The organism is Mesorhizobium sp. M7A.F.Ca.CA.004.12.1.1, from assembly GCF_003997835.1.
Taxonomy (GTDB): Bacteria; Pseudomonadota; Alphaproteobacteria; order Rhizobiales; family Rhizobiaceae; genus Mesorhizobium.
In genome coordinates, this window is record NZ_RZRK01000837.1 from 1 (window position 1) to 2624 (window position 2624).

Here is a 2624-nt window from a genome sequence, read left to right on the forward strand (position 1 = left end):
GTCAAGGTGAGGTGCAGCCCAACCGCAGCCCGGCCGCACAGCGGTTTTATGCGCTCTGCCTCCTTTGCCCACTCGGGAAAGCCGGTCATGCAGCTGGTGCCGGTCAGGCGCCCCCGATCGAGAAGATCGAGAATCCCGGCGGAAACGCCAGGCGCCAGGCCGTAATCGTCGGCGATCAGGCGAATGCGCCGCGTCATCTGTTCGAAGAGCCCGGCTCCGGCCGGTCGGCGGAGGCATCGCTGCGCACGACATCGCGCACGAGATAGACCGGCCGATCCTTGCTCTCGCTGAGCGTCACCCAGACATATTCGCCGATCAGGCCAAGCAGGGTCAGGTTGAGGCCGCCGAGCAGAACGACGGCAACCAGCAGGCTGGGGTAGCCCGGAACGGCAATGCCGTAGAAGATCACCTCGAAGAACACCTTTGCACCATAGAGCGCGCCGGCCAACGCCGCGAGCAGCCCGCTAAGACTGATCAGGCGCAGCGGAATGACGGAGAACGAGGTGAACCCTTCGAGCGAGAAGGCGATCAGGTTGAGCCGGCTCCATTTCGATGTGCCACTGGCGCGGCCTTCCGGCGAATAGGGCAATGCTTTCTGGCGAAAGCCCGCCCAGGCAAACAGGCCCTTGTTGAAGCGACGCTTGTCACGCAGGCTGGTCAGTGCGCGCGCCACGGCGCCGCGCATGACGCGAAAGTCGCCGGCATTTTCAGGAATGTCGAAACGCTGGCTGCTGTTGATCAGGCTGTAGAAAAGCCGTGCAAGCTGGCTGCGCCGCCAACTCGCCTCGCGGCGGTCGTTCTGGGCATAGACGACGTCGATGTCGGGATGGTTCACCAGCTCGGCGATCAGCTTCAGGCTGATGTCCAGGGAATGCTGGAGGTCGGCGTCCATGATCAGCACCATGTCGCCGCGCGACTGGTCGAGGCCGGCGAGCACAGCGACTTCCTTGCCGAAATTGCGGCTGAGGCGGACGATCTCCCACGATCCCGTCAGCGCCTGCGAAAATCGTCCGGCGCCGTCGTCACGGCTGCCGTCATCGACCAGGATCTTGTGCACGGTCATGCCGAAGCGCTGTGCCACGGCCGCTTCGAGCTCGCCGAGCAGGCGCGCGAAGGCCGATGCCGAAGCCGCCTCGTTGAAGAATGGCGCAACGATATCGAGGCTCTGTCGCAACTCAGCCATTCGCGACTCCCGCATTCACCACCTTTTCCCGTGCCTTGGCCCAGAACCACCAGATCAGCGAACCGGCGATGAAAGTGACGGCCACCGGCCGGAACCAGGGGAAGAGGAAATCGTGCACATGGCGCTCGACGCCGCTCAGCCCGGTCACGAACAGCGTCATCGACAGCACCGAGGCGAGGACGCCGCCTCGTTCTTCGCGCCACAACAGGGCGATGGCAAGACCGGCTGGTACCGCGATCATGGCAAAGGTGTTGGGCTCGACGCGCGGGTTGAAGACGCACATGTAGAAAGTGGCCGTCAGGAAGATCGCCAGCGCTGCCTTTCCCCCTTCGAGCCTGCGGTCGAACCAGATGACGGCTGAAAGCGTAAGGAGGGCCATGACCATGCGCACGATCGTTGCGCCGAATTCCGGTATCGGCAGCCCTATCGTGGTGAACGGTGCCGTGAAATCGGTGGACACGAAATGGCTGGTATTGTCGACGGCCATGGAGGTCAACATCTGGGCGAAGACACGATACTGATCGTTGAGATAGCCGGCGGGAGCAAAAGCGTAAGGCAGTGCGAGCACGAACAGCACCGCCAGCACCAGCACCGGTATCAACCGAAGCCGAAGGGCTCCTACCAACAACAGCATTATGATCGCGGTCGGCTTGGCGATGATGGCAAGCGAAGCCCAGAAGAACGTCTCCGCCCGTCGCCCTTCCAGCGCCGACAATGTGAGAAGCCAGCAAGCGGCGGTCAAAAGGATCGTCGCCTGACCGTTGCGGATCGCGCCGAGCGCCATCGGCAAAGCGAGGAAGAGGCCGAAAGAAAGCAGCCACATCAACTCGCCACCACCGAGCTTGCGCACCTGCCGCATCGCGGCATAGGTCAGCACCGCAAACCCGAGGGAGTGCCACACCACGCCGCCCAGATGCGGACCGAGCTTGACTATCGGAGTGTAGAGCGCGGCAAAGGCCGGCGCGTAGAGATACCCCATCTCGGATTGGGTGTCGTAGAGCGGCAGACCGGCCAGAAGCGCCTCGCTGCCGTCTATATAGGCCTTCCATACCGTCCGCGTGTACGGCGACCGCAGGACCATGGCAAGAACGACCAGGAACGCTCCGATCCACAGGCCAAACCCCAAACGGTCGAAAACCGGCTTGGAAATCGTCATCAAGGCACCCCACACAATCCCGGAACAAGCTCGGTCCAGCCTGTCCCGGCATTCGATGGCGGCGGCATATCACGGACGCAGCGGCATGGCATAGGGGGCTTGATGGACGCGGGTATCGGCCTGACGGTCCCGAGGCGGCGGATAACCGGCGATCTCTGACGCAAAGCACTCCGAGGCCCCCTCGCGTCCAAGCTTCTCGAACCTTTCGAATTGGCCTAAGGCCGGATGAACACCTTGCCGTTCGGCTTGGCCAGTTCCGCCGGCACCCGCGTCATGGCCTCGGCA

Annotated in this window: 3 protein-coding genes; all 3 read right to left on the reverse strand. The window is 63.1% G+C overall.

All coding sequences use genetic code 11. The features are described from left to right. Positions 1-197: ChbG/HpnK family deacetylase (locus EN984_RS30460; RefSeq protein WP_127384184.1), on the reverse strand; the 197-nt coding region annotated here is incomplete at its 3' end. Next, entirely contained in the window at positions 194-1183 is a 990-nt protein-coding gene (locus tag EN984_RS30465; protein WP_127269058.1) for a glycosyltransferase family 2 protein, read from the reverse strand. The genes EN984_RS30460 and EN984_RS30465, both read right to left, overlap by 4 nt. Then, positions 1176-2339 carry a glycosyltransferase 87 family protein gene (locus tag EN984_RS30470; RefSeq protein ID WP_127269057.1) on the reverse strand — a complete coding sequence of 388 codons (1164 nt, stop codon included), beginning with the start codon at positions 2337-2339 and terminating at the stop codon, positions 1176-1178. The genes EN984_RS30465 and EN984_RS30470 overlap by 8 nt, the downstream gene beginning before the upstream one ends. Positions 2340-2624: the final 285 nt, after the last annotated feature.